This is a genomic window from Bradyrhizobium sp. USDA 3240 (assembly GCF_054063295.1).
The window spans coordinates 1058132-1078210 of the sequence record NZ_JBSSGD010000002.1 but is presented as its reverse complement, the minus strand read 5'-3'; the positions used below and the strand labels follow the sequence as shown (position 1 = coordinate 1078210).

General features: G+C 64.9%; 22 protein-coding genes. 11 read left to right on the top strand and 11 right to left on the bottom strand.

Features of this window, described 5'->3' with window-relative positions; translation table 11 throughout:
* Positions 1-68: 68 nt before the first annotated feature.
* Positions 69-1013, top strand: a complete 945-nt coding sequence (locus ACVIGA_RS05810; protein ID WP_456665630.1) for a LysR family transcriptional regulator — start codon at positions 69-71, stop codon at positions 1011-1013.
* A 33-nt stretch (positions 1014-1046) separates the two neighbouring features.
* On the opposite strand, the gene ACVIGA_RS05805 is transcribed toward ACVIGA_RS05810, so the two are convergent.
* The gene (locus ACVIGA_RS05805; protein ID WP_456665629.1) at positions 1047-1370 is read right to left on the bottom strand and encodes a DUF1476 domain-containing protein; all 324 of its coding nucleotides are present in this window, start codon (positions 1368-1370) and stop codon (positions 1047-1049) included.
* A 347-nt stretch (positions 1371-1717) separates the two neighbouring features.
* Between ACVIGA_RS05805 and purC the strand changes: the two genes are divergently transcribed.
* The 5 genes from purC (at position 1718) to ACVIGA_RS05780 (ending at position 5023) form a co-directional block, all read left to right on the top strand.
* On the top strand, positions 1718-2485 hold the full coding sequence (purC, locus tag ACVIGA_RS05800) for a phosphoribosylaminoimidazolesuccinocarboxamide synthase (RefSeq protein WP_016843454.1): 768 nt from the start codon (positions 1718-1720) through the stop codon (positions 2483-2485).
* A 15-nt stretch (positions 2486-2500) separates the two neighbouring features.
* The gene (gene purS / locus ACVIGA_RS05795; RefSeq protein WP_456665628.1) at positions 2501-2743 is read left to right on the top strand and encodes a phosphoribosylformylglycinamidine synthase subunit PurS; all 243 of its coding nucleotides are present in this window, start codon (positions 2501-2503) and stop codon (positions 2741-2743) included.
* 282 nt (positions 2744-3025) lie between these two features.
* The gene (locus ACVIGA_RS05790) at positions 3026-3337 is read left to right on the top strand and encodes a hypothetical protein (RefSeq protein ID WP_456665627.1); all 312 of its coding nucleotides are present in this window, start codon (positions 3026-3028) and stop codon (positions 3335-3337) included.
* A gap of 4 nt (positions 3338-3341) precedes the next feature.
* On the top strand, positions 3342-4043 hold the full coding sequence (gene purQ, locus ACVIGA_RS05785) for a phosphoribosylformylglycinamidine synthase subunit PurQ (RefSeq protein ID WP_223976121.1): 702 nt from the start codon (positions 3342-3344) through the stop codon (positions 4041-4043).
* 5 nt (positions 4044-4048) lie between these two features.
* On the top strand, positions 4049-5023 hold the full coding sequence (locus ACVIGA_RS05780; protein WP_456665626.1) for a tripartite tricarboxylate transporter substrate-binding protein: 975 nt from the start codon (positions 4049-4051) through the stop codon (positions 5021-5023).
* Positions 5024-5031: 8 nt separating this feature from the next.
* Here the strand turns inward: ACVIGA_RS05780 and ACVIGA_RS05775 are convergent, their stop codons facing one another.
* On the bottom strand, positions 5032-5982 hold the full coding sequence (locus tag ACVIGA_RS05775) for a DMT family transporter (protein WP_456665625.1): 951 nt from the start codon (positions 5980-5982) through the stop codon (positions 5032-5034).
* 185 nt (positions 5983-6167) lie between these two features.
* Positions 6168-6542, bottom strand: coding sequence for a winged helix-turn-helix transcriptional regulator (locus ACVIGA_RS05770; protein ID WP_342728147.1), 375 nt, complete (start codon positions 6540-6542; stop codon positions 6168-6170).
* Between the two features lie 107 nt (positions 6543-6649).
* Between ACVIGA_RS05770 and ACVIGA_RS05765 the strand changes: the two genes are divergently transcribed.
* Positions 6650-7363 carry a glutathione S-transferase family protein gene (locus ACVIGA_RS05765; RefSeq protein ID WP_456665624.1) on the top strand — a complete coding sequence of 238 codons (714 nt, stop codon included), beginning with the start codon at positions 6650-6652 and terminating at the stop codon, positions 7361-7363.
* Positions 7364-7436: 73 nt separating this feature from the next.
* Here ACVIGA_RS05765 and ACVIGA_RS05760 read toward each other — a convergent pair whose 3' ends face one another.
* Positions 7437-9671 carry an alkaline phosphatase family protein gene (locus ACVIGA_RS05760; protein ID WP_456665623.1) on the bottom strand — a complete coding sequence of 745 codons (2235 nt, stop codon included), beginning with the start codon at positions 9669-9671 and terminating at the stop codon, positions 7437-7439.
* Between the two features lie 271 nt (positions 9672-9942).
* Positions 9943-10434 carry a PaaI family thioesterase gene (locus ACVIGA_RS05755; protein WP_456665622.1) on the bottom strand — a complete coding sequence of 164 codons (492 nt, stop codon included), beginning with the start codon at positions 10432-10434 and terminating at the stop codon, positions 9943-9945.
* 186 nt (positions 10435-10620) lie between these two features.
* Between ACVIGA_RS05755 and purL the strand changes: the two genes are divergently transcribed.
* Complete coding sequence (purL, locus tag ACVIGA_RS05750; protein ID WP_456665621.1) at positions 10621-12852, top strand: phosphoribosylformylglycinamidine synthase subunit PurL; 2232 nt, start codon at positions 10621-10623, stop codon at positions 12850-12852.
* A 110-nt stretch (positions 12853-12962) separates the two neighbouring features.
* Here purL and ACVIGA_RS05745 read toward each other — a convergent pair whose 3' ends face one another.
* Both ACVIGA_RS05745 and ACVIGA_RS05740 read right to left on the bottom strand, forming a co-directional pair.
* On the bottom strand, positions 12963-13223 hold the full coding sequence (locus ACVIGA_RS05745; RefSeq protein ID WP_456665620.1) for a GlsB/YeaQ/YmgE family stress response membrane protein: 261 nt from the start codon (positions 13221-13223) through the stop codon (positions 12963-12965).
* A 302-nt stretch (positions 13224-13525) separates the two neighbouring features.
* On the bottom strand, positions 13526-14710 hold the full coding sequence (locus ACVIGA_RS05740) for an acyltransferase family protein (protein WP_456665619.1): 1185 nt from the start codon (positions 14708-14710) through the stop codon (positions 13526-13528).
* 186 nt (positions 14711-14896) lie between these two features.
* Here ACVIGA_RS05740 and ACVIGA_RS05735 point away from each other — a divergent pair, with 186 nt between their 5' ends.
* A complete protein-coding gene (locus tag ACVIGA_RS05735) occupies positions 14897-15070 on the top strand; it encodes a DUF1328 domain-containing protein (protein WP_021077845.1) in 174 nt (57 codons plus the stop codon).
* A 129-nt stretch (positions 15071-15199) separates the two neighbouring features.
* On the opposite strand, the gene ACVIGA_RS05730 is transcribed toward ACVIGA_RS05735, so the two are convergent.
* On the bottom strand, positions 15200-15559 hold the full coding sequence (locus ACVIGA_RS05730) for a DUF427 domain-containing protein (RefSeq protein WP_097675699.1): 360 nt from the start codon (positions 15557-15559) through the stop codon (positions 15200-15202).
* A gap of 210 nt (positions 15560-15769) precedes the next feature.
* On the opposite strand from ACVIGA_RS05730, the gene ACVIGA_RS05725 reads away from it, so the two are divergent.
* Positions 15770-16006, top strand: a complete 237-nt coding sequence (locus ACVIGA_RS05725; RefSeq protein ID WP_021077843.1) for a BolA family protein — start codon at positions 15770-15772, stop codon at positions 16004-16006.
* A 30-nt stretch (positions 16007-16036) separates the two neighbouring features.
* Positions 16037-17218 carry a low temperature requirement protein A gene (locus tag ACVIGA_RS05720; RefSeq protein ID WP_456665618.1) on the top strand — a complete coding sequence of 394 codons (1182 nt, stop codon included), beginning with the start codon at positions 16037-16039 and terminating at the stop codon, positions 17216-17218.
* An 8-nt stretch (positions 17219-17226) separates the two neighbouring features.
* On the opposite strand, the gene ACVIGA_RS05715 is transcribed toward ACVIGA_RS05720, so the two are convergent.
* Genes ACVIGA_RS05715 through egtB form a run of 3 tightly spaced genes read right to left on the bottom strand, consistent with a single transcriptional unit; the run spans position 17227 to position 19931 of the window.
* Positions 17227-17622 carry a DUF4345 domain-containing protein gene (locus ACVIGA_RS05715; RefSeq protein ID WP_456665617.1) on the bottom strand — a complete coding sequence of 132 codons (396 nt, stop codon included), beginning with the start codon at positions 17620-17622 and terminating at the stop codon, positions 17227-17229.
* Between the two features lie 33 nt (positions 17623-17655).
* On the bottom strand, positions 17656-18624 hold the full coding sequence (gene egtD / locus ACVIGA_RS05710) for an L-histidine N(alpha)-methyltransferase (RefSeq protein WP_456665616.1): 969 nt from the start codon (positions 18622-18624) through the stop codon (positions 17656-17658).
* Positions 18625-18677: 53 nt separating this feature from the next.
* Positions 18678-19931, bottom strand: a complete 1254-nt coding sequence (gene egtB, locus ACVIGA_RS05705) for an ergothioneine biosynthesis protein EgtB (protein WP_456665615.1) — start codon at positions 19929-19931, stop codon at positions 18678-18680.
* Positions 19932-20079 lie beyond the last annotated feature (148 nt).

The window sequence follows — 20079 nt, the reverse complement described above, 5'->3', positions numbered from 1 at the left end:
GGTTTCGGCCATCAGACAAATTTGTTATTTCTTTCGATATCATCAGCTTTTTGCATGAGGCCTGGTGAATGGACAGCGACGCGCTCAACACGTTCCTGATGGTGCACCGGCGCGGCGGCGTCTCGAATGCCGCCAAGGCACTGCACCGCTCGCAGCCGGCGATCTCCCGGCGCATCGCGCTGCTCGAGCAGGAACTCGGTGTGCCCCTGTTCGAGCGGATCGCGGGCAAGACGCGGCTGAGCGATGCGGGGCGGGTGATGGTGCCCTATGCCGAACGCGCGGTGGCGGCGGCGCAGGATGCCGAGAATGCGGTGCGCGCGCTGTTGCGCGACAATTCCGGTCCGGTGGCGCTGGCGGTGACCGGCACGCTTGCGGGCGAGCGGCTCTCCAAGGTGCTGAAGCGCTTTGCCCGCCGGCATCCGGATGTCGCGCTGACATTGCGCACCGCGACCAGTGCCGAGGTCAGCGATCTGATCCGGCGCGGCGAGGCGACGATCGGGCTGCGCTACGACCGCGACCGCTCGGGCGAGCTCTATTGCGAGGTGCTGTTCGCCGAGCCGCTCGGGGTGGTCTGCGCGCCGGACCATCCGCTGGCGGGACGCCGGGTCGGCCGTCTCGCCGATCTCAGGGACGAGCGCTGGATCGCCTTTCCCGAGGTGCCCGGACGGCGCGAGATCACCGCCTCGCACGTGTTCGCCCTGTTCCTGACCCACGGGCTCGGCGAGGTCGACTGGACGCCGGTCGACAGCCTCACGGCGCAGAAGCGGCTGGTCGAGGCCGGACTCGGGATCGCGCTGCTGTCAAAAAGCAACGCAGCGGAGGAGCTGCGCGCCGGGTCGATCGCGACGATCCGCGTCGGCGATCTCACCGCAAGTCATGAGGTCGTCGCGGTGACGCGGCATGGCGGCTTCCTCAGCGCCGCGTCGCGCCGCCTGCTCGACATCATCCGGGCCGACTTCACCAAAGCGAGGGGCGCAAACACGTCGCGCCGGAACGGTGTCCGGCGCGGGTAAAAAGTCGAATTGGAGCTCTGGCGGTGCGAGAACCTAGGTGCCCGCTTTCACCTGGGCCACAGCCACCGCCAGCAGTTCGTCCATCTTGGCGCGGACGTCGCGCTCGGTCGTGGCCTGGCTCTTGGCGGTGAGGTCCCTCAGAACCTTGTGCAGAACGTCGTTGTCGCCGGCTTCCTCGAAATCGGCGGCCACCACTTCCTTGGCATAGACGCCGGCCGCATCGCCCGTGATGCCGAGCTTCTCGGCCGCCCACAGGCCGAGCAACTTGTTCCGGCGCGCTTCGGCCTTGAACTTCAGCTCCTCGTCGAGGGCGAACTTCTTCTCGAAACCTTCCTCGCGCTTGTTGAATTCGTTCATGCCGAAGTTCCATTTCCCTGCTGAATGGCGGGCCGATGCTCGTTGCGGCAGCCCCGATGCCTGCCTAGATAAGTGGGAGGAATCGGCAAGACAACGAGCCGTTAAGCCGCAGGCAAACAGGCGGAATCGGGCCTTTTTGATAGGGCGGTATAAGTGCCCTGCATGGGGCACTATCGATTGTGCTGGAAGGGCCAATCGGATAGGTTGCCAACAGGCATGGTTCTTGTTCTGTTTCCAGTTGGATTGCCCAGGTTCCAGGCCTCCGCGGCAGCTCCGTCGTGGGTCGTAACCCCAAGTCATCCGGAGCACCCAAATCCATGGATTTCAACAAAACACGGTACATCCCAATGAGCCGTCGACGCCGTATTTATGAAGGCAAGGCCAAGGTGCTTTACGAAGGCCCCGAGCCGGGAACCCTGATCCAGCACTTCAAGGACGACGCGACCGCGTTCAACGCCAAGAAACACCAGGTGATCGAGGGCAAGGGCGTCCTCAACAACCGGATTTCGGAGTACCTGTTTCAGCACCTGAACGACATCGGGGTGCCGACCCACTTCATCCGCCGCCTCAACATGCGCGAGCAGCTGATTCGCGAGGTCGAGATCGTGCCGCTCGAGGTGGTGGTGCGGAACGTCGCCGCCGGCTCGCTGTCGCAGCGGCTCGGGATCGAGGAGGGCACCCAGCTGCCGCGCTCGATCATCGAGTTTTATTACAAGAACGACCAGCTCAACGACCCCATGGTGTCGGAAGAGCACATCACCGCGTTCGGCTGGGCCACGCCGCAGGAAATCGACGACATCATGGCGCTGGCGATCCGCGTCAACGACTTCCTGACCGGTCTCTTCCTCGGCATCGGCATCCGCCTCGTCGACTTCAAGATGGAGTGCGGGCGGCTGTTCGAGAACGAGATGATGAGGATCATCGTCGCCGACGAGATCTCGCCGGACTCCTGCCGTCTCTGGGACATCAAGTCGAACGAGAAGCTCGACAAGGACCGTTTCCGCCGGGATCTGGGTGGCTTGCTCGAGGCCTACACCGAGGTCGCGAAGCGGCTCGGCATTCTGATCGAAAACGAGCGGCCGGCCGGCAGCGGCCCGGTGCTGGTGAAGAGCTAAGCTTAAGGGGCGACCGTGAAGGCACGTGTAACTGTGACATTGAAGTCGGGCATCCTCGATCCGCAAGGCAAGGCGATCGAGGGCGCGCTGAAATCGCTCGGCGTCGACGGCGTCGCCAGCGTTCGCCAGGGCAAGGTGTTCGACATCGAGCTCGCCGCGACCGACAAGGACAAGGCGGAGGCGGCGCTGAAGGCCGCCGCCGACAAGCTGCTGGCCAATACCGTGATCGAGAATTACCGGGTCGAGGTTCTGAGCTAGCGAGCGAGCCAAATGATGACAGCCGCTCCCACCTCTGCTCGCAGAGACCAAATCTTCGTCCGAGCGCTCGTGGTCGGCTTGCTGACGGTAGCCGGAATCGGCGGGGCTTCGGCTCAACCGGCGCCGGCAGCGCCTGCCGCGACGACGCAGGCGCCACCATTCACGGTCAGCGGATGGAGCTACGAGCGCCGCGGCTCCGATGTGCATATGTTCCGCTGCGCGCAATCGGCCTGCGGCGCGGGCTCCAAGGTGAGCTACCGGTACTATACCGGCGGAAAACAGATGACGCTCGACCAGTTCCGCGAGGGGCAGGAGCAGATCATCAAGGCGCTGGAGCAGCGGACGCCGGGGCAGCGCATCACGCTGCTCGGCGTTGATGGCGACAAGGGCACGGCGGGGCCGCGCATGTTCAAGGCACGGCGCCTGACCGTGGCAGCCAACGGCGCAAGCGAGTATCAGGTCAGCGGCTTGCTGCTTGCCGGACAAGGCTCCGCCAGCCTGATCAGCTCGGCGCGCGACGAAAAGGCCAGCAACGACAACTACGCGAAGTTTGTCGCCGCAGTTAAGCTCGTGCTGGCGCCCAAAACCAGGTGATGCAATGAAATCAGCCGTCCTCGTCTTCCCCGGCATCAACCGCGAGCGCGACATGGCGCGCGCGCTCAAGCTTGCATCCGGCAATGAGACCGCGATGGTGTGGCACGCCGAGACCGCGCTGCCCAAGGGCACCGACCTCGTGGTGGTGCCCGGCGGCTTCTCCTATGGCGACTATCTGCGCTGCGGCGCGATCGCGGCCCGCGCGCCCGTGATGGACGCGGTGCGTGACTTCGCCGCCAAAGGCGGGCTGGTCCTCGGCGTCTGCAACGGCTTTCAGATCCTCTGCGAGTCCGGGCTGTTGCCGGGCGTGCTGATGCGCAATGCCGGGCTGAAATTCGTCTGCCGCGACGTGCATATGCGAATCGAACGCTCCGACACGCCGTTCACCCGCGGGTACAATGCCGGCCAGGTGATCCGCGTGCCGGTCGCGCATGGCGAGGGCAATTACGAGGCGGACGAGGAGACGCTGAAGCGGCTCGAGGGCGACGGGCGGGTGCTGTACCGCTACTGCTCGGCCGAGGGCGAGGTCGATGAGGCTTCCAACTTCAACGGCGCCGCGCATTCGATCGCCGGCATCGTTAACGAGCGCGGCAACGTGCTCGGCATGATGCCGCATCCGGAAAACCACGTCGAAGAGATCATGGGCTGCACCGACGGCCGCGGCCTTTTCGCAGGCCTGGTCCAGCATCACGAGAAGGCGGCCTGACCGTCATGTTTGGAAGGTGCTTTGCCGCGGCTGCATTGCTGCTGCTTGCGACGGTCGCGCATGCCCAGGATACTTCGAAGCTGGACTTCCCGAAGCGTCCGATCACGATGATCGTGCCGTTCACGGCCGGCGGCACCTCCGATGTGATTGCCCGCGCGGTCGCCGACCAGATGAGCGCTGCGCTCGGCCAGACCATCATCATCGAGAATGTCGGCGGCGCCGGCGGCTCGACCGCGCTGACCCGCGCCGCACGCGCCGAGCCGGACGGCTATACGATCGCGATCGGCAACGCCGGCACCAACGCGGCGACCTACACGATCTATCCGAAGCTGACGTTCACACCGGACTCCTTCGCGCCGATCGCCGTGGTCGCGAAGACCTTCGGCATCGTCGCGCTGCGCAAGGATTTTCCGGCCAAGGACCTCAAGGAATTCATCGACTACGCCAAGAAGAATCCGGGCAAGGTCAATCTCGGCCATGCCGGCGTCGGCTCCTCGAATTATTTGATCTGCAAGAGCTTCGTGCATGCCGCCGGGATCGACGTGCAACTGGTCGGCTATCGCGGCGCGGCGCTCGCGCTGACGGACGCGATCGGCAGCCAGATCGACGGCGTCTGCGATGCCGCCGCTTCGGTGTCGCAGGCGATCGACGACAAACTGGTGAAGGCGGTCGTGGTCGGCTCGACCGTGCGGCTCGTCTCGCTGCCGGACTTGCCGACCTCGGCCGAGGCCGGCCTGGCCGAGTTCGAGGCGCAGGGCTGGAACGGCCTGTTCGCACCGAAGAGCACCCCGCCTGACATCATCGCCAAGCTCAATGCCGCCGCGCGCACCGCGGTCGCGAGCGAGGCGGTGAAGAAGCGCTTCGTCGAGTTGTCGACCGTTGCGCCTGACGCCGATGAACTCGCACCTGAGGTGCTGCAGCAACTCGTGACCCGCGACGTCGCGAAATACCGCGCGTTGCTGGCGGACGACAAGAAGTAGCCGGAAGACTATCCTCGCAACCGGCCTAGCCAGCGTTTCACGGCTTCGCCCGGGATTGTCATCGCGGCGACGCCGGCCATGACCAGCAGGAGGCCGAGCGCGAGATTCGACGGCACGGATTCCCCGAGCAGGATCACCGATAGCGCGACGCCAATCGGAATCCGCAAGTAACCTTGCGCATTTGTCGTGAGCGTGCCGAGCCGCGTCAGGCACATGTAGAACAGCATCAGGCCGAACGCGCTGGAGAAGATGCCCATCACGACGGTGGCGACCAGCGCCTGCGGCGTCGGGTGTAGCGTCCAGGGGTGGTCGACGATCAGGGCGACCGGCAGCAGCACGGTGCCGCCGAACAACAGCGAGCCGGCGGCCACCACCATGGGGTCATAGTCGGAGAGGCGAAGCCCGAAGATCGTGGCGCAGGCGAACGAGACGGTGGCGAGCAGGATCGCGATCTCGGCGACAATCTCCTTGCCGAAGCCGGAGAGCGCGTCGAGGCCGATGATCGCGACCGTGCCGGCGAGGCCGAGGACCGCGCCAACGAACTTGAGCGGCGAGGCCGGCTCGTGCCGCGTGATCGCCCACGTGATCAGGAAGGCGAAGATCGGCGTCGTCGAGGCCAGCACCACCGTGCTGGATGCCGGCACATAGAGCTGCGCCCAGGTGATCACCAGGAACGGGATCGTCGAGTTGATGGTCTGCTGGAAGGCGAACAGCTTCCAGGCCTTGATGTCGGTCGGGATGCGGATGCCGCGGATCCGCAGCACCACGAGCAGGAAGGCTGCGGCGACCAAAGAGCGCGCCGAGATGAAGGTGACCGGCGGGATCGAGCCGAGCCCGATCTTGGTCAGCGGATAGGTCGAGCTCCAGCAGCAGGCCAGCGCCAGCAGCAGCGCATAATCGCGCCAGCCGCGCGCACCGGGCGTGGTGGTCGAAGTCGGCGTGATCGCGGGAGCCGTCACGCGCCCGTCCTCGCGCCTTGTTTCAGCACGATCTTTTCGGAAAACCGCTTCGCACTTTTCCGGATCATGCTCTGGCTGTGCTCTTCGGCACCTTGGTTTGGCTCCCCGCGCACTGCCGCGCATCAAAACTGATACTTCGGGAGCTTATCCGATGCCAGCGCAAGTTTGACGGCGCTTCGTGCCGTTCAATCCCGCGAGACGGTATTCGGAATGACCGGCTCGGCATCCGCGGAGCCGGACTGTGCTCCGGCATCCGACGTCGTTTCCCACCATTCACCTAGCGCGTCGATCAGCGGCACCAGCCGATGGCCGGGCGGCGTGAGCTGGTATTCGACGCGCAGCGGATAGCCTTCGAATTCGGTGCGCTCGACGATGCCGGCGTCCTCGAGCTTGCGAAGCTCCAGGGTCAGCATCTTGTGCGAGATGGTCGGGTTGTCGCGGCGCAGGTCGCTGAAGCGCTTGGTGCCCTGCTTCAGATAATAGATCAGCAGCGTCGGCCAGCGGCCGCTCAGGATCTGCATCACTTCCTCGATCGGGCAGCGGGAGACGAGAGATTTCATGGCGGCTCGTGGTTACAAAAAGGTGCGTAATTTACTTCACGGATGTGGCGAATAGGGTCCGGCTCCGCTGCGCAGCGTGATCGTCTGACATCACCGGAGACCACATCATGGAACCTATCCTCATCTATGGCTTCCCGCTCGGAAGCTCCATGGGGCTCGTTGCAGCTCTCGAATGGCGGCGCAAGCCCTATCGCCTTTGCCGCGTCGACATGCTCGGCGAGATGCGCGATCCCTCCTATGCGCGGATCAATCCGAGGCATGAGACGCCGGCCTTCGTCACGGACCACGGCAAGGTGCTCACCGAGAACATGGCGATCGCAAGCTGGCTCGCGGCACGGGATACCGAGCGTCGCATCAGCTTCGATCCGTTGTCGCCGCAGGCCGACCGGATGCATCAGCTGATGGCCTTCGTGAACACCGGCGTCACCGCGGCGTTCAGTCCGCTGTGGGCGGCGCTGGAGATGCAAACGCCGAACCCGGCGATGCAGTCCGCGCTGCGGCAGTGGGGGAAGGGCAATGTCGTGCAGCGCCACGACAGGCTCGAGGAACTGATCGGCGATGCGCCGTTCCTGCTCGGCGACCATCCGACATTGGCGGATGGGCTGCTGATCGGTGTCGCGCGCTGGCTCGATTTCCACGCCGTCGCCGACCGCGATCGCTGGCCGAAACTGGCCGCACTTCGCGCGCGACTGGAGGCCGATCCGGCCGTGATCTACGCGACCGCGCTGGAGAGCGGCGAGAGCAGTGCGGGATCCGGCGCCTGCGCCGGTCACGTTTCGCTTGCCGAGGTGATCGAGCGGTTCGGCACGCCACGCGCGTAAGGATTGCGGGCCGTGATTGGCGAGGCGGTGGACGCCGGTCTGACGTCCACCGCACTGAATTGGCGCGAGTACCCTAGCGCAGGACCTCGCTCAGCACCTCGCCATCGACCTGGTGCGGTGTGGTGCCGAGGAGTCGCATGACTGTCGGCGCCACGTCGATATTGCGCATGCGCCGCACCACGGTGTCCCTTCGGATGTGCGGCCCCGCGGCGATGAAGGTCGCGCTCATCACTGGAAGCTCGGGATCGTGACCGTGGGCGCCGTAGAAGTTCGGCATCGACAACGCGGTGGTTGCCGAATTGAACGGCGCATCGCCCTGGCGCGCGACGCCGGGGTTTTGGATGCCGTCGAAATTGTAGCCGGGCGCCATCAGCGCGAACACGTCGCCATAGTCCTGGCCGACGGTCTTGCTGATGCACTGTCCGGTTCCCGCGTCGCATTGCAGCGGCCGGGTTTCGACGACGGTGAAGATGTGCTGGTCCTTCAGCGAATAGTTGAAGCGCGCATTGGGATCGACCGCGTTCTTCACCGCGTCGGTGATCTGCGCCACCAGGTTACGGTAGGTCGCCAGATCGACGGTGCCGCCGAGCTCGCGGTTCTGCAGGTTGACGTAGATGTCGGCGGCAGGACCCGAGGTGCGGATCCCGACCTTGCTGGTGTCGATCCCCGCGTTGCGCAGGATGTTGGTGAGATTGACCGAGGTGTGGAACGGCGCGAAGCCGTGGTCCGACACCACGACGACATTGCTGTCATGGCCCGCCGCATCGGCAATCTGCTTCACCGCTCTGTCTGCGGTCTGGTAGGCGAAGCGGATGTAGGACGCGTAGCGCTTGACCTTGGCAGGATCCTGGTTGGCGCCGATCGAGTTCGGGTCGGTCGGGCTGGTGCCCTGGCGCGGATCGGTCAGCAGGAACTGGTGCTCGGAGCCGTCGGGCTGCTCGATATAGACCATGACGAGATCGGCGTCCGGATGGGTCTTGATCGCGCGCTCGCCGATATTGGCCTGGTAGCGCACGAAGGTCTTCACCATGTCCTCGAACATCGTCTCGATCTCGACGTCGGGGAAATTGGTGAAGCCCGGGCTCAGGCGCTCCGGGATGCGGAAGTCGGCCTGCGGACGCCAGAAGCCGATGTTGTTGTTGATGTCGTCGACATCGGCGAGGACAGGCGTGTTGCGCGGGATGAAGTTGGCGCCGTAACGGGCGAAGCGCACAGTCGAAAGATCGGGCGACAGCGCCGAGACGAAGTAGGCGGCGCCGACCTTGGCCCCGCTGCCTTCGAAGAAGAACGGCGCATTCTCGCCGCCGAACTTGACGTAGGCCGGCCCGGTCGACGGTGCGTGGAACGGTCCTGCGGTGATGCCGCGGTTGGCGTCAAAGAACACCAGCGTGTCGTAGTTCACCTTGCGGTCATTGGTGGTGTCGATCGCGGCGACGCGGATCGAATATTTGACGTCGAGCGTCGCGGCGCTGGTGCAGGTCGCGGTCGCAGCCTGAGAGCATGAGAACGTCTCGATCGGCGCCGAGGTCACCAGCACCGGGCTGAACGAGAAATGGCCGGCAGCCTGCAGCGCCGCCACGATGCCCGGATCGGTCGCGAAGTCGCTGCGCGACAGCGAGAAGCCCTGTGCCCCGATGCCGCCGAATGCGCCGAACGGCACCGTGAAGTCGGTCACGCGGATGGGCTGGGCCGGCTGCACCACGGTCTTGTTGATCGAGATGTCGGCGCCGTCGCCGCCGGGCCACGTCGCGGTGATGACCTTCTTGCCCTGCTGGCGCAACTGCACCCACAGCGGCTGTGCTGTCGGGTGCGCCGACGGCCCGAGCGGGCTCTCGCTGTAACCGCCGATCGGCGCCGCGAAGCCGCTGATGCTGCTCGAGATCGGCCCGACGATCGGTTGGAACGTGTTGGATGGGATGTCGTTATGGACCGCCGTCGAACCGGTCGCGATCGCGATATGCGAGACTGCGGTGAGCGATGGCGACGCCGTCACGTTCTGCAGCGCCACTGCGCCGCGCCGGCTGAGCCGGGCGAGGCCACCGTCGCGCGGCAGCACGCCTTCCTCGATGAATTTCTGGATGAAATCGGGCTTGGCACCATCGAGCGAGATCAACACCACGCGCGGCTTGCGGCCGTGATGGCCGCCGTCATGATCTTGATCCTGGTTTTGATCGTGACCGCGGGACTCGCCGACGCCGCGATCGCCATTGTCGCCGTCCTGGCCGGCACGCGACGGCGTTGCAACGCACGCCAGCGATGCGACAAGCGACATCGCCGACGTGACGGAAACAAACGTCTTCAATTTCATGAGAATGCCCCAACTTCGCTGCGCGAACGCACAAACGGAAACCGTTCAGCAATATTCCGGGCTTGGCTGACGCGCATGTGACGCGTGCGCGACGACGCAACGACAGCATGTCGTCGCGTCACAACTGGCGTTCGCATTGCTTCACGCGAAGAACGCGCGCGAACACAACGCGCTAGCGCTGTGCTTTCGATTTAATCCGCGCCGATGTAACGGTTGAATGACGGCGTGTGTCGACGAACCCTGCGCGTTTTGCGCGAGCTGGTCGTGAGCGTTACGCTGCCTTCTCCGCCGGTGCCTTGCGCTTCGTCCGCTTGATGGTGCCGGAGAAGCTGAACAGCGGCCGCTCGGCCGATGTCAGCATGCCGCGCACGAAGATCAGCGACCCGCCGGCGCGGGTGACCTCGCCGGTGCATTCGATCAGGTCACCCTCGCGGGCCGCATCGAGGAATTCCGAGGCGAACGAGACCGTGACCCCGGGGCCCTGGAGCACCGGGGAGGCGAGCGCGAACAGGCAGTAGTCCGCGAAGGTCATGAGGCAGCCGCCATGGACGTTGCCGGAGCCGTTGAGGTGCTTCGGGCCGACCCGGAACGCGCAGGCGATGCGGCCGTTCTCGTCCATGCGGTGGTAGAAGGGGCCGGTATGGGTCTCGAAACTGTCCCGGGTCCAGGTTCGCCAGCCGGCGAATTCGCCCTCGGTTTCGACGTGCAGGTCGGGGCGGCGGTTGAACGCCGTAGTGAGTGCGGTCTTGGCGAGCTCGTTCACGAAATCTGGCCTTCAATTATCGGGTCCGGGACCTTAAATCCGATCCATCCCCATTGTGCAAATCCCAGGCACAGATCCAGGCTGCAAATCCCGGGCCGCGTCCAACCGCCGCAAAGCTCTGGACAGGCCGGAAATGGGCCGTAAAAGGCCTTTTCGCCCCCGTTCGATCTACCTATTAAGGGTCCCATGACCGCGCCCAAGAACGACCCCAAGAACGAGCCTCAAATCACCCCCGAACTGGTCGCCGCCCACGGGCTGAAGCCGGACGAGTACGAGCGCATCCTGAAGCTGATCGGGCGGGTTCCGACCTTCACCGAGCTCGGCATCTTCTCGGCGATGTGGAACGAGCATTGCTCGTACAAGTCGTCGCGCATCCATCTCCGCGGGCTGCCCACCAAGGCCCCCTGGGTGATCCAGGGCCCCGGCGAGAATGCCGGCGTGATCGATATCGGCGACGGCCAGGCCGTGGTCTTCAAGATGGAGAGCCACAACCACCCGAGCTACATCGAGCCCTACCAGGGCGCGACCACCGGCGTCGGCGGCATCCTGCGCGACGTCTTCACCATGGGCGCGCGCCCGATCGCCTGCCTGAATGCGCTGAGCTTCGGCGCGCCCGAGCATCCCAAGACCCGGCATCTGGTGTCCGGTGTAGTCGCGGGCGTCGGCGGCTACGGCAATTCGTTCGGCGTGCCGACGGTCGGCGGCCAGGTGCGCTTCCACACCCGCTATGACGGCAACATCCTGGTCAACGCGATGGCGGTCGGCCTCGCCGACGCCGACAAGATCTTCTACGCGGCGGCCTCCGGCGTGAACATGCCGATCGTCTATCTCGGCTCCAAGACCGGCCGCGACGGCATTCACGGCGCCTCGATGGCCTCGGCCGAATTCGACGACGCCTCCGAGGAGAAGCGCCCGACCGTGCAGGTCGGCGATCCCTTCGCCGAGAAGCTGCTTTTGGAAGCCTGCCTCGAGATCATGGAAGCCGATTGCGTGATCGCGATCCAGGACATGGGCGCGGCCGGCCTGACCTGCTCGGCGGTCGAGATGGGCGCCAAGGGCGACCTCGGCGTCGACCTCGATCTCGATGCGGTGCCGACCCGCGAGACCGGCATGAGCGCCTACGAGATGATGCTCTCGGAGAGCCAGGAGCGCATGCTCATGGTGCTCAAGCCCGAGAAGGAGAAAGAGGCCGAGGCGATCTTCCGCAAATGGGGGCTCGATTTCGCCGTCGTCGGCTACACCACGCCGAGCAAGCGCTTCGTCGTCAAGCATGGCGGCGACGTGATGGCCGATCTTCCGATCAAGGAGCTCGGCGACGAGGCGCCGGTCTATGACCGTCCGCATGTCGCCTCGACTGCGCTGCCGGTGATCCGCGGCCAGGACGTCAAGCCGCCGCTCGGCATCGCCGAGGCGCTGACCAAGCTGATCGGCACGCCCGAACTGTGCTCGAAGCGCTGGGTCTGGGAGCAATACGACCACGTCATCCTGGGCAATACCATGCAGCGTCCCGGCGGCGATGCCGCGGTGGTCCGCGTCGAGGACGGGCCGAAGGGGCTTGCGCTCACCGTCGATGTCACGCCGCGCTATTGCGAGGCCGATCCGTTCGAAGGCGGCAAGCAGGCGGTGGCGGAAGCCTGGCGCAACATCACCGCGGTCGGCGGCCGTCCGCTCGCGATCACCGACAACCTCAACTTCGGCAATCCGGAGCGGCCCGAGATCATGGGCCAGTTCGTCGGCTGCCTGAAGGGCATCTCGGAAGCCTGCCGCGCGCTCGACTTCCCGGTCGTGTCCGGCAACGTCTCGCTCTACAACGAGACCAACGGACGCGGCATCCTGCCGACGCCCTCGATCGGCGGCGTCGGCGTGCTCGACGACTTCACCAAGTCGGCGACGCTGGCGTTCAAGGCCGCGGGCGAGGCGATCCTGCTGGTCGGCGACACGCAAGGCTGGCTTGGCCAGTCGGTCTACCTGCGCGATGTCTGCGGCCGCGAGGAGGGCGCTCCGCCGCCGGTCGATCTCGCCACCGAGAAGCGCAACGGCGACGTGGTGCGTGGCATGATCCGCGCCGGCACCGCGAGTGCGGTGCATGACGTGTCCGACGGCGGGCTCCTGATCGCGCTCGCCGAGATGGCGATCGCAAGCAGCATCGGCGCGCAGCTGCTGGCGGCGCCGTCCTCGATCGTGCCGCATGCCTACTGGTTCGGCGAGGACCAGGCGCGCTACATCGTCACCGTGCCTGCGGCCGACACTGGCCTCGTGCTGGCCAAGATGAAGGGCGCCGGCGTGCCCTGTGCGCGCATCGGCACCACCGGCGGCGACGCGATTGCGGTCGCCGGCGAGCCGCCGGTGACGATCGAAAGCCTGTCCCGCGCCTTCGAGCACTGGCTGCCGAACTACATGCACGGTACTGCCGCCTGATCCGGATCGATCAGGCGCTGCAACGCCGAGCGAACACGATCTCAATAGCGCGATGAACCCATCATCGCGCTATTGCCTTATGTCGAGGCGCGATCCCTTCGGATCAAGCGCTAGGTTGCGCCGCGGATCGCGCGCCAGCCAAAGATGATAATCACTGCGCCGATGAAGCCGGCGACGAGATAGCCGATCCATCCTCCGCCGAGCGATACGCCGAGCAGACCCAATAGCCAGTTCGCCAGCGCCGCGCCGACGATGCCGAGGATGATATTCATGAAGATGCCGGTTCCGGTCTTCATGAACATCTCGGCGAGCCAGCCGGCCAATCCGCCGACGATGATTGCGGCGATCCATCCAACTTGAGGGTCGTTCATCCCAGGACTCTCCTTGAGGTCAGCAGTGCGGCCAGCATAACCGAGAATCACATGGTCACATGTGACCAATGGCAGGTTGTGCGCAACTTGTTGGCGACGGGCTCAGGCCTGTCGCCCACGGCGCTGCCGGCTTTCGGCCGCCGTGATCAGGATGCGGGGGCGGCGCGGGGCGAGATCGCTGCACAGAGCATGATCCGGAAAAGTGGAGGCCGGTTTTCCCGCGACAAACGCGAAGCGTTTGCGCAGAGATCATGCTCAGAAAAGGAGGGAGGTTATGATGCGATTGCGCATCATAACCGAAGCTACAGCACGTATTTCGAGCCGGGAATCTTGCGCAGCACGGCGGTGGCGGCCCAGCTCAGCGCCACGGTGGCGAAGAACGCGATCGCGGCCTTGGCGATCGCCGGCAACTCCATGTCGAACAGCCAGTATTGCAGCCACAGCACGATCGGATAGTGCACCAGGAACATGCCGTAGGCGTCGCCCTGCATGCGGTCGAGCAGCGTCGGTCCCGGCGCCTTCGATTGCAGGAAGTAGGCCAGGATCGCGAACAGGATCGAGGCGCTGAACAGCACGTAGAAGGTGCCGTAGAACGCGAGATACCAGCCCGGCAGCGGATCGGGGTTACCGATGATCCCGCGCTTGATGTAGATCATCACCCACATCAAGCAGTAGGGGATCAGCGTGATCCCGGTCCAGAACCAGCGCCGCTCGGTCAGCCGTCCATGCGCGCTGAGCAGGCCACCCTCGAGATTCGCCGCCCCGATCCCCGCACCGATGAAGAAATAGGACGCATATAGCAGCACCCGGCTCGCCTGCACCGAGAACGGTCCGAGCTCGAACCAGTAGTTCTGGCCGTAATGCACCAGCATCGGCAGATAGGCGGCGGCACTGACGACCACGAGGAACAGCCAGAACTTCGAGGGACGCTCAAATCCCTTGATCGACAGGCGGTTGATCGGTTCGAGCAGGCGCGACGACACCCGGTACAGCACGCTCGCCGTCAGGTCGAAGGTCATCAGGACCCAGACGAACCAGATCGGGCCGCTCGGCCAGGGCCCGAAAATCATGGTCTTCCGCCAGAACTCGGAGAAGGTCAGGTCCGGCGTCGCACGCAGCGCGATCGCGTAATAGGCGATCGGAATCACGGTGAACGCACAGATCACAAAGGGCAGGCCGAGTCGCAGCAGCCGGTCGCGCAGGAAGATCAGCCACGGCTTGTGGCCGAGCCCGGGCCAGACGAACAGCCCCGACAGGAAGAAGAACATCGCCATGAAGAAGCTGTCGGTGGCGAGCACCACGCAATCGAAGCCGATCCAGGACGTCGGATCGGTGTGGCCGAAATGGGTGTAGGGGATCACCGCATGATGCAGCAGCACGATCAGCGTCAGGAAGGTGCGCGCACGGTCGAGGGCGACATTGCGCTTGTGGAGCTTCGGTGCTGCCTGAACGTCGACGGCCGGAGCCGCGTGAGCAATCGATTTCATGGTGCCCCCAGCCGGGTCTGCAGCCGGATGTTGCAATCGGGAACCCGATTCAGCAAGGCCCAATCGTCCCGATTCCGTGGTGTCGAGGTCGGTCATTTCAGTGGATCTGTTTCGTTCTGGAACCGGGGTCGGCGGCGGGCGTTGTCGGGCGGACGCGTACGGCGCGCGCGGTTTGTGGAGCAAGCAATGACACTGCTGAAATGGGCGTTGGTCTTCCTCGTCGTCTCGATCATCGCGGGCCTGCTCGGCTTCACCGGCATTTCCGCTGCCTCCGCCGACATTGCGCGTTTCCTGTTCTACGTGTTCGTCGTGATCTTCCTGGTGCTGCTGATCCTTGGGCTCACGATCTTCAGGGTCTAGCGGCGAACCGGCCGAACACTCCCGTCGTCATGCCCGGGCCTCGCCCGGGCATTTCCGCTTTTCAGGCTGGGTGGCCACGCGCCGAAACGGACGGGCGAGGTCCCGGCGCGCGCGGCAGGCGGGATGGGTCTAGGCGACTTCCTCGATCTTCACCTTGTCCGGATAGAAGGCGAGGTGGCCGGCGATCTCGGTCATGGCCGGAAAGGGCGCCTCATAGGTCCAGATCGCATTGTCCAGCGTCTTGCCGTTGGCCTTGATGCTGAAGTAGTTCGCATCCCCCTTATAGGGGCAATGCGTGGTCCGCTCGGTGCGGGTCAACAGCTCCATGTTGGCGTCCTGCCGGGGGACGTATTGCACGGCCGGATAGCTCGCTTCCTTCAAGGTCAGCGCATGGGTGGTCTCGGCGATGACGACGCCGTCGGCGGTGACGCGGACACGCTTGGCATTCGGCGTGATCGTGATCGGATGGTCGGGGCCGGGGAGCTTCATGATTCCGCGCCTCTTCTGGTCATTTCGGCGTGATGGCTTGTGACCGATTGATGCAGGTTTAAATCGCTGGGAATGGGAATATAGTGTGCCCCGGAATGACCTAGAAGACCTCAGGCTCCAGGTTTTATCTTGGGTTTTGCCTTGAGGTTTGTCTTGGTTTTCCTGGCCGAATCGGCCCTGATTCGAATGACCTGACGGAGGTGGACTGGGATGCCGATGGACGCCCGTGATATCGAATCGATGATCAAGGCAGCGATCCCTGATGCCGAGGTGACGATCCGTGATCTGGCCGGCGACGGCGACCACTACGCGGCCACTGTCGTTTCCGAGTCATTCCGCGGCAAGTCCCGCGTTCAGCAGCACCAGATCGTCTACCAGTCGCTGAAGGGCCAGATGGGCGGCGTGCTGCACGCGCTGGCCTTGCAGACCGGCGTGCCGGAAGGCTAGGCCCCGGCCAGCGGGCGGGGGCCCCAAGCGATGGCAGATAATCCGCGCGGCGCGATGTTTCGCGTCATCGTGCCGAACCAGCACAGCCGCGTCACCAATGCCGAGCTGTTCTTCGACCTCGTCTTCGTCTTCGCCGTCACGCAGCTGTCGCATGCGCTGCTGCACCACTTCACCCCGCTGGGCGCGGTGCAGGTCACGGTGCTGTTCCTCGCAGTGTGGTGGGTGTGGGTCTACACCACTTGGGTCACCAACTGGCTCAATCCCGACCTGACGCCGGTCCGCCTGCTGCTGTTCGTCCTGATGCTGGGCGGGCTGCTGCTGTCGACCTCGATCCCGTCCGCCTTCGACGGACGGGGGCTGTGGTTTGCCGGGACCTATGCAGCGATGCAGGTTGGCCGCACCGCGTTCTGGCTGCTGGCGACGCCGCGGCGGCGAACGGCAGTCCGCCACAACGCCATCCGCATCCTGACCTGGCTGTCCTGCTCCGCCGTGCTCTGGATTCTCGGTGGCTTGGCCGAGCACGAGACACGGATGTGGCTGTGGATCGCGGCGCTGGCCATCGAATATGTCGCGCCGGCTCTGCGGTTCTGGACCCCCAGGCTCGGCTTCTCCTCGATGGAGGCCTGGTCGGTCGAGGGCGGCCACATGGCCGAGCGCTGCGCAGGTTTCATCATCATTGCGCTCGGCGAGGCGATCGTGGTCGACGGCGCGACCTTTGCCGAGCTGACCTGGACGCCGGAGAATGTCGCCGCATTCATCTCGGCGCTGGTCGGCAGTATCGCGATGTGGTGGATCTATTTCCACAAGGGCGCCGAGGCCGGCGCGGACATGATCTCCAAGTCCGAGGAATCCGGCCGCGTGGCGCGGATCGCCTACACCTATCTGCACATGCCGATCGTCGGCGGCATCATCCTGACCGCGGTTGCCGACGAGCTGGTGCTGAAGCATCCCGGCGGCCATTCCGACCTGAAGACCATTGTGAGCTCGGTCGGCGGCGCCGCGCTGTTCCTGGTCGGGACCATCCTGTTCAAATACGTCATCCGCAATTTCCTGCAGCTCTCACACGGCGTCGGCATCGTGGCGCTGGCGATCACGGCCTATTTCGCTCGCGAGATGTCACCGCTGGTGCTTTCGATCGTCACCACCGCGATCATGATCGTGGTCGCGGCGTGGGAATCGATCTCGCTGCGGTCGAGCGGGGAGGAAGAATAGCCGGGGCGCTACCTGCGACCGGCCGTGGCCACGCGGTGCTGCCAATAGACGAACAGCGGCGCGCCGATCACCTCCAGCGCGGTGAAGCCCACGAAGGGCAGCGGCGGGAGGCCGACCATCGCCATCGACAGCAGCCTGCCGATGCCGCCGAGGAAGATGCCGCCCCAGATCACGCGGAACAGTACGCTCTCGCTTTCGATGCGCGGCACCAGCCAGAGCAAAGCGAGGCCGAGACCGAGCCAGACCCCGCCGAAGAAGCGCAGATTGCTGTCGAGCACCGGCAGCGCGGGAACGCCCGACGAGGCGTACAGCGGATCGCTCACGCCGAGCATCGTGATGAGGCCGGTCAGGACAGGGACGAGGGCGAGCAGGGCCGTGGCGATCTGCAGCGCGCGCCTGCCCATGATCGTTGCCTCATCCCTCGCTTCTGGTCCGAGCTAGTCCGCGACCAGCGCGTGCACCGAGAACATCGTGTTGGCGTCGGTCCAGCTGTCGCGCACCGTCCAGCCCGCGCTGCGGGCAAGCGCGGTGAACCGCTCGAGCGAGTATTTGTAGCTGTTCTCGGTATGAATGCTCTCGCCGGGACGGAACGCGAAGGTGTTGCCGAGGATGCGCACGGTCTGCGCCTTGCGGCTGATCAGGTGCATCTCGATGCGGTGGCGGTCGCGGTTGTAGATCGAGCGGTGCGTGAAGCCTGACAGGTCGAAATTGCCGCCGAGCTCGCGGTTGATACGAACCAGCACATTGAGGTTGAAGCGCGCGGTGACGCCGGCTGCGTCGTTATAGGCGTCGTACAGCACCCGCTCGTCCTTCTCGAGGTCGACGCCGATGATCATCTGCGCGCCGTGGCCGAGGATTTTTCGCGCGCTGCGCAGGAAGGCTAGGGCCTCGCTCGGCTCGAAATTGCCGAGCGTCGAGCCCGGGAAGAAGCCGACCTTCGGCATTGCGGCGACGGCCTCGGGCAGCGCGAACGGCGTGGTGAAATCGGCCGCGACCGGATAGATGCCAAGACCCGGGAAATCCCGCCGCAACCCGTCGGCCTGGGCTTTCAGGAAATCTCCGGAGATATCGACCGGCACGTAAGCTGCGAATTCGCAGTGCTCGAGCAAGAGGCGCACCTTGGTGGTCGCGCCGGCGCCGAACTCGACCAGCGCCGCGCCGTTCGGAATGATTGCGGCGATCTCGCTGCCGCGGTCGCGCAGGATGCCGAGCTCGGTGCGCGTCGGATAATATTCCGGCAGCACCGTGATCTGCTCGAACAGCTCCGAGCCGGTGGCGTCGTAGAAATATTTCGGCGACAGCCGTTTCGGGTGACGGGCGAGGTCGCCGATCACATCGCCGGCAAACGCCGAGGTCGCTTCGTCGAACGGATACGCTTTGGCCAAAGCGGCGGCATGCACATTCATGATACTCTCCCGAACGCGCTTACCGACGCGTCATCGATGTCGACAGGACTCAATCAGGCATAGTCGGCGAGGCGTAACCCCGTGAATTGCCAGCGATGGTGCGGATAGAAGAAGTTGCGGTAGGTGACACGGCTATGACCGGCCGGCGTTGCCAGCGACGAGCCGCGCAGCACGAGCTGGTTGACCATGAACTTGCCGTTGTATTCGCCGAGCGCGCCTTCGATGGCGCGATAGCCGGGGTAGGGCGCATAGGCGCTGCGGGTCCATTGCCAGACGATGCCGTAGGCGTCGTTGAGCAGGCCGGCGCGGGCGGCGACCTCCCATTCCATCTCGGCCGGCAGATGCTTGCCGGCCCAGCGGGCGAAGGCGTCGGCCTCGTAATAGCTGACATGGCAAACCGGGGCCTGCGGATCGAGTGCCTGCAGGCCGCCGAGCGTCATGATCTTCCACTCGCCGTCAATCTCGCGCCAGTGGCCCGGCGCTTGCCAGCCCTCGTTGCTCACGGTGCCGAAGCCGTCCATCAGCCACAGCGTGGCGGTGGAATAGCCGCCGTCCTTGATGAAGGCGAGCCAGTCGGCATTGGTGACGAGGTTTTTCGCGAGCTTGACCGGGCCGACCAGTGCGCGATGCGCGGGCTTCTCATTGTCGAAATGGAAGCTGTCGTCGGCATGGCCGACGGTGTGGATGCCCTCGTTGAGCGTCACCCATTCCTCGGGCCCGCGCTGCGATGCCGGGAAGCGCCACGCCGGATCGTAGGCTGGCGGGATCGGGTTCTGCGCGAAGGCATGCAGGATGTCGGTGTACATCAGCTCCTGATGCTGCTGCTCGTGATTGAGCCCGACCTCGACCAGCGGCACCAGCGCCTCGAGCTCGTCCGTCGGGGCGGTCTGGAAGAATTTCACCACCTCGGCGTCGACATGGCGGCGGTAGGCGGTGACTTCGTCTGATGTCGGGCGAGTCAGATGGCCGCGCTGGTGGCGGGCGTGCCGGGGACCGGCGCTGACGTAATAGGAATTGAACAGATAGGCGTAGTCGGGATGGAAGGGCGTGTAGCCCTTGACGTGCTCCCCGAGCAGAAACTGCTCGAAGAACCAGGTGGTATGGGCGCGGTGCCACTTGGCGGGGCTCGCATCCGGCATCGACTGGATCAGCTGGTCTTCCGCCGACAGCGGCGCGACCCGGCGCTCGGTCTCGTCGCGGACCGTGCGATAGGCGTCCACCAGCCGCTGCGCGAGCGACCCGGATTCGGAGGACAATGACGGGAAGGTGCCGGGAACGGCGGCCGCGGCAGAGGCTGGTTTCGTCAACGATGGTCTCCGATTCAAGGGGAGAACGTTGCTTCGGTAAACTGGTTCCAGACGGACAGTTCGTCCTAGATAGGGGCTCCGTTACGGGAAAAAAGCCTCCCCCATGATGATATTGGGCGCGTCAGATAATCCCGGCCCGTTTTGCGGT

Bases quoted from the DNA above. Each gene is read 5' to 3' on its own strand.
- ACVIGA_RS05810 (WP_456665630.1), top strand. From the start codon at position 69: ATGGACAGCGACGCGCTCAACACGTTCCTGATGGTGCACCGGCGCGGC.
- ACVIGA_RS05805 (WP_456665629.1), bottom strand. From the start codon at position 1,370: ATGAACGAATTCAACAAGCGCGAGGAAGGTTTCGAGAAGAAGTTCGCC.
- purC (WP_016843454.1), top strand. From the start codon at position 1,718: ATGAGCCGTCGACGCCGTATTTATGAAGGCAAGGCCAAGGTGCTTTAC.
- ACVIGA_RS05790 (WP_456665627.1), top strand. From the start codon at position 3,026: ATGACGCTCGACCAGTTCCGCGAGGGGCAGGAGCAGATCATCAAGGCG.
- purQ (WP_223976121.1), top strand. From the start codon at position 3,342: ATGAAATCAGCCGTCCTCGTCTTCCCCGGCATCAACCGCGAGCGCGAC.
- ACVIGA_RS05780 (WP_456665626.1), top strand. From the start codon at position 4,049: ATGTTTGGAAGGTGCTTTGCCGCGGCTGCATTGCTGCTGCTTGCGACG.
- ACVIGA_RS05770 (WP_342728147.1), bottom strand. From the start codon at position 6,542: ATGAAATCTCTCGTCTCCCGCTGCCCGATCGAGGAAGTGATGCAGATC.
- ACVIGA_RS05765 (WP_456665624.1), top strand. From the start codon at position 6,650: ATGGAACCTATCCTCATCTATGGCTTCCCGCTCGGAAGCTCCATGGGG.
- ACVIGA_RS05760 (WP_456665623.1), bottom strand. From the start codon at position 9,671: ATGAAATTGAAGACGTTTGTTTCCGTCACGTCGGCGATGTCGCTTGTC.
- purL (WP_456665621.1), top strand. From the start codon at position 10,621: ATGACCGCGCCCAAGAACGACCCCAAGAACGAGCCTCAAATCACCCCC.
- ACVIGA_RS05745 (WP_456665620.1), bottom strand. From the start codon at position 13,223: ATGAACGACCCTCAAGTTGGATGGATCGCCGCAATCATCGTCGGCGGA.
- ACVIGA_RS05740 (WP_456665619.1), bottom strand. From the start codon at position 14,710: ATGAAATCGATTGCTCACGCGGCTCCGGCCGTCGACGTTCAGGCAGCA.
- ACVIGA_RS05735 (WP_021077845.1), top strand. From the start codon at position 14,897: ATGACACTGCTGAAATGGGCGTTGGTCTTCCTCGTCGTCTCGATCATC.
- ACVIGA_RS05730 (WP_097675699.1), bottom strand. From the start codon at position 15,559: ATGAAGCTCCCCGGCCCCGACCATCCGATCACGATCACGCCGAATGCC.
- ACVIGA_RS05725 (WP_021077843.1), top strand. From the start codon at position 15,770: ATGCCGATGGACGCCCGTGATATCGAATCGATGATCAAGGCAGCGATC.
- ACVIGA_RS05720 (WP_456665618.1), top strand. From the start codon at position 16,037: ATGGCAGATAATCCGCGCGGCGCGATGTTTCGCGTCATCGTGCCGAAC.
- ACVIGA_RS05715 (WP_456665617.1), bottom strand. From the start codon at position 17,622: ATGGGCAGGCGCGCGCTGCAGATCGCCACGGCCCTGCTCGCCCTCGTC.
- egtD (WP_456665616.1), bottom strand. From the start codon at position 18,624: ATGAATGTGCATGCCGCCGCTTTGGCCAAAGCGTATCCGTTCGACGAA.